The sequence below is a fragment of the Pseudoxanthobacter sp. M-2 genome (genome assembly GCF_046156265.1).
Lineage (GTDB): Bacteria > Pseudomonadota > Alphaproteobacteria > Rhizobiales > Segnochrobactraceae > CAMDHY01.
The window spans coordinates 2,501-5,616 of the sequence record NZ_JAWDIR010000029.1; the positions used below are offsets into that span (position 1 = coordinate 2,501).

Sequence of the window (3,116 nt, forward strand, 5' to 3'; positions counted from 1 at the left end):
CGATGAAGGACGTGGTACGCTGCGATAAGCTACGGGGAGCTGCGAACAAGCTTTGATCCGTAGATTTCCGAATGGGGAAACCCGGCCCGCAAGGGTCATCCCGCAAGGGAAGCGAACCCGGGGAAGTGAAACATCTCAGTACCCGGAGGAAAGGACATCAACAGAGACTCCGCTAGTAGTGGCGAGCGAACGCGGACCAGGCCAGTGGCCTATGCAATCAAACCGGAACTGTCTGGAAAGGCAGGCCTCAGCGGGTGACAGCCCCGTACGGGTAACGGCTGCATAGGTCCTCGAGTAAGGCGGGACACGTGAAATCCTGTCTGAACATGGGGGGACCACCCTCCAAGCCTAAGTACTCCTCGACGACCGATAGCGAACAAGTACCGTGAGGGAAAGGTGAAAAGCACCCCGACGAGGGGAGTGAAACAGTTCCTGAAACCGGATGCCTACAAACAGTCGGAGCCCGCAAGGGTGACGGCGTACCTTTTGTATAATGGGTCAGCGACTTAATTTAACGAGCAAGCTTAAGCCGATAGGTGTAGGCGCAGCGAAAGCGAGTCCGAATAGGGCGTCAAGTTCGTTGGATTAGACCCGAAACCGGGTGATCTAGCCATGAGCAGGCTGAAGGCAAGGTAACACTTGCTGGAGGGCCGAACCGTTGAATGTTGCAAAATTCTCGGATGACTTGTGGCTAGGGGTGAAAGGCCAATCAAACTCGGTAATAGCTGGTTCTCCGCGAAATCTATTTAGGTAGAGCGTCGGACGAATACTCCAGGGGGTAGAGCACTGGATGGGCTAGGGGTCCCCACAGGATTACCAAACCTAACCAAACTCCGAATACCTGGAAGTACTATCCGGCAGACACACGGCGGGTGCTAACGTCCGTCGTGAAGAGGGAAACAACCCTGACCGCCAGCTAAGGCCCCCAAATCGTGGCTAAGTGTGAAAGGATGTGAGAATCCCAAAACAACCAGGATGTTGGCTTAGAAGCAGCCATCATTTAAAGAAAGCGTAACAGCTCACTGGTCTAGATAAGGGTTCTTGCGCCGACAATGTATCGGGGCTCAAGCCACGTGCCGAAGCTGCGGGTGCATCGCAAGATGCGCGGTAGCGGAGCGTTCCGTAAGCCTGTGAAGCGGTACCCGTGAGGGGCCGTGGAGGTATCGGAAGTGAGAATGCTGACATGAGTAACGGAAAGGGGTGTGAGAGACACCCCCGCCGAAAGTCCAAGGGTTCCTGCGTAAAGCTAATCTGCGCAGGGTCAGCCGGCCCCTAAGACGAGGCTGAAAAGCGTAGTCGATGGGAACCAGGTGAATATTCCTGGGCCTGTGGATGGTGACGAACGCCGTAAGTTGTCGACCCTTACTGGATTGGGTCGGCTGCGAAGGAGTTCCAGGAAATAGCCTCCACGTATAGACCGTACCCGAAACCGACTCTGGTGGACTGGTAGAGCATACCTAGGCGCTTGAGAGAACGATGCTGAAGGAACTCGGCAATTTGCCTCCGTAACTTCGGGATAAGGAGGCCTCCTCCGCGGGCAACCGTGGGGGAGGGGCACAAAACAGGGGGTGGCGACTGTTTATCAAAAACACAGGGCTCTGCGAAGCCGTAAGGCGACGTATAGGGTCTGACGCCTGCCCGGTGCCGGAAGGTTAAGAGGAGAGGTGCAAGCTTTGAATCGAAGCCCCGGTAAACGGCGGCCGTAACTATAACGGTCCTAAGGTAGCGAAATTCCTTGTCGGGTAAGTTCCGACCTGCACGAATGGCGTAACGACTTCCCCGCTGTCTCCAGCATCGACTCAGTGAAATTGAATTCCCCGTGAAGATGCGGGGTTCCTGCGGTTAGACGGAAAGACCCCGTGAACCTTTACTGCAACTTTGCACTGGTATCCGTGTCGTCATGTGTAGGATAGGTGGTAGGCTATGAAGCCGGGGCGCCAGCTCTGGTGGAGCCATCCTTGAAATACCACCCTTGAAGTCATGAATATCTAACTGCGGCGTGTCATCCACGCCCAGGACAGTGCATGGTGGGTAGTTTGACTGGGGCGGTCGCCTCCCAAAGAGTAACGGAGGCGCGCGAAGGTGGGCTCAGAGCGGTCGGAAATCGCTCGTTGAGTGCAATGGCATAAGCCTGCCTGACTGCGAGACTGACAAGTCGAGCAGAGTCGAAAGACGGCCATAGTGATCCGGTGGTCCCACGTGGACGGGCCATCGCTCAACGGATAAAAGGTACTCCGGGGATAACAGGCTGATGATGCCCAAGAGTCCATATCGACGGCATCGTTTGGCACCTCGATGTCGACTCATCACATCCTGGGGCTGGAGCAGGTCCCAAGGGTTCGGCTGTTCGCCGATTAAAGTGGTACGTGAGTTGGGTTCAGAACGTCGTGAGACAGTTTGGTCCCTATCTGCCGTGGGTGTAGGAGACTTGAGAGGATCTGCCCTTAGTACGAGAGGACCGGGGTGGACGTACCTCTGGTGGACCTGTTGTGGCGCCAGCCGCATAGCAGGGTAGCTAAGTACGGACGGGATAACCGCTGAAAGCATCTAAGCGGGAAACCCACCTCAAAACGAGGTCTCCCTTGAGAGCCGTGGAAGACGACCACGTTGATAGGCCGGGTGTGGAAGCGTGGCGACACGTGAAGCTTACCGGTACTAATAGCTCGATCGGCTTGATCACTCTCATTAATCCATGTCCACCGCGGTGGGCATCGCGTGAGAAAGACAACCAGCGTTTCATAACTTGATGACAATGCTCTTTGCCGGCCTGGTGGCTATGGCGAGGGGGCTGGACCCGATCCCATTCCGAACTCGGCCGTCAAAACCCTCAGCGCCGATGGTACTTCGTCTCAAGACGCGGGAGAGTAGGTCGCTGCCAGGCCTGCCAAGCGCATTGTCATCGAGTTGACCTTTTCTTCACGCCCCTGCCCGGACCCCGTCCGGCGCAGGGACTTCGGCCCCGCCGGCCGAACATCCACAACCGGCGCGGGGTGGAGCAGCCCGGTAGCTCGTCAGGCTCATAACCTGAAGGTCGCAGGTTCAAATCCTGCCCCCGCAACCAGATCAAGGCCCGCCGCAACGAGCTAAAACTCGTCGCGGCGGGCCTTTTTGCGTTC

General features: G+C 56.7%; 1 tRNA gene and 2 rRNA genes (1 of these 3 cut by a window edge). All 3 read left to right on the plus strand.

The annotated features are described in order from the left end of the window. Positions 1-2,680 (plus strand): 23S ribosomal RNA (locus tag RUR49_RS14965) (it extends 47 nt beyond the left edge of the window). 86 nt (positions 2,681-2,766) lie between these two features. Further along, positions 2,767-2,881: ribosomal RNA gene (rrf, locus tag RUR49_RS14970) — 5S ribosomal RNA — on the plus strand. Positions 2,882-2,984: 103 nt separating this feature from the next. Beyond that, positions 2,985-3,061, plus strand: a tRNA-Met gene (locus RUR49_RS14975). Positions 3,062-3,116 lie beyond the last annotated feature (55 nt).